The organism is Vibrio rhodolitus, from assembly GCF_003350325.1.
GTDB classification, from domain to species: Bacteria; Pseudomonadota; Gammaproteobacteria; order Enterobacterales; family Vibrionaceae; genus Vibrio; species Vibrio rhodolitus.
The window spans coordinates 1-1,291 of sequence record NZ_QLYZ01000045.1 but is presented as its reverse complement, the minus strand read 5'-3'; the positions used below and the strand labels follow the sequence as shown (position 1 = coordinate 1,291).

Below are 1,291 nucleotides of genomic sequence, written 5' to 3'. Positions count from 1 at the left end.
TGACCCGTCCTGATATGGGTTGACACTTTTTAGTTAAAACGCTCGGTGTACTTCATCGGGCGTTTTGTATTTTAGCGCTGTATGAGGCCTCATCTGATTATAGATTTCTACTGACTCAGCGACCATTTTTCTTGCTTGAGCTACATCTTTAGGCTTTCGCAAGAGATATTCCATTTTCAAAATGCCGTTCACCCTCTCTGCCAACGCATTCTGGTAGCAGTCATACCCATCCGTCATTGAACACACTATCTTGTGCTTAGCGTGTATGTCTTGGTATTCCTTTGAGCAGTACTGGGAACCCCTATCTGAATGATGGATTAAGCTTCCCTTACTTCGGCGTTTTCTTAGCGCTCCTATAAAAGCTTGTTTTACAGCACTCGTTTGCATGTTGTCATCCACACTATAACCGACGATTTTCCTAGAATAGGCATCGGTAATCAGACTGACATAACTGTTTCCCTCTTGGGTCGGAAGGTAAGTGATATCAGCTACCCACAACTCTTCTGGTCTCTCTGGTTTAAAGCCATCCTTTATTCTATTTGGGTGGCAGTAAAATCTGTGATGGCTATCTGTTGTTCGGTGGTAAGCACGCTTGGTTTTCACAAGTAGGCGATGATGTTTAAGCAGTGAAAAAAGATAATCCCGGCCTACGGTCATTCCTGCCTGCTGCATCAGGTACTTCAGCTTCCTAGTTCCTATGCGGACTTGTTTGATTCGAGTCTCACGAACAAAACTCAGAAGTACCTCATCACGTCGTAGCTTGCGGGCTTCAGTAAGGCATTGCTTGTAATAGGCTTGCCTTGTGATATTTACGATTTGGCAAAATTTAGTCACGTTAAGCTGAGCTATGTTTTGCTCTTGGACGACGCGTCTTTGTGCTTTTTTACGACTCGAACACCGTGGTCTCGCTCCATAACTTTAACCACTTCTTCGAAGAAGTCGGCTCTGAGCTTGGTATCTTCGAGCAGTTTTTCCAGCTCTTTGATACGTTGCTCTGGTGTAGGTGGTGAATTGAGTTCAAACATAGGCAGCCCTTTTTTCAAGAATCTAGGAGTGCCCCTAGACCAGTCAAGTCGACCGTGTTTTCGGAGCCACACTAATACTGTAGAACAACCTTGTATGCCGTACTTCTCTTGAGCCTGTTTATAAGTCAGTTCACCTCTTTCAACTTGGTCAACGACATCCAATTTAAAAGCGAGTGAATAGTCACGTTGGGTTCGTCTAGCTGCTGATTTCATAACACTCTCCAATTTTCTGATTGGGTTGTGTCAACCTTATTTAGGACGGGTCA

1 protein-coding gene is annotated in these 1,291 nt (G+C 44.2%); it reads right to left on the bottom strand.

Features of this window, described 5'->3' with window-relative positions:
* Positions 1 to 33: 33 nt before the first annotated feature.
* Positions 34 to 1,238 (bottom strand): IS3 family transposase gene (locus tag DPF93_RS20980; RefSeq protein ID WP_114767931.1). Its coding sequence is split into 2 segments (ribosomal slippage): positions 34 to 872 and positions 872 to 1,238, totalling 1,206 coding nucleotides; the frame shifts between segments, so codons are not numbered across the junction.
* Positions 1,239 to 1,291 lie beyond the last annotated feature (53 nt).